A 292-nucleotide genomic window follows, 5' to 3' on the forward strand; every position below is an offset into this window, starting at 1 on the left:
CGGTTATAAGATCCCTCAAAGATGATGAGGTTAATAGGTTCGAGGTGGAAGCATGGTGACATGTGGAGCTGACGAATACTAATCGATCGAAGACTTAATCAATTAAATGTTTTGCGACGCATAATCATTTTTACTTACTATCTAGTTTTGAGTGTATAACTTACATTCTTATTTGTCTGGTGACTATGGCAAGGAGGTCACACCTGTTCCCATGCCGAACACAGAAGTTAAGCTCCTTAGCGCCGATGGTAGTCGGACTTACGTTCCGCTAGAGTAGGACGTTGCCAGGCAA

At 42.8% G+C, this 292-nt stretch carries 2 rRNA genes; both read left to right on the forward strand.

The features are described 5' to 3' along the window. Positions 1–102, forward strand: a 23S ribosomal RNA gene (locus tag CD113_RS06110); the annotation flags it as partial. Between the two features lie 73 nt (positions 103–175). Next, positions 176–290, forward strand: a 5S ribosomal RNA gene (rrf, locus tag CD113_RS06115). The last annotated feature ends 2 nt before the right edge of the window (positions 291–292 follow it).

The organism is Staphylococcus simiae, assembly GCF_002902085.1.
Lineage (GTDB): Bacteria > Bacillota > Bacilli > Staphylococcales > Staphylococcaceae > Staphylococcus > Staphylococcus simiae.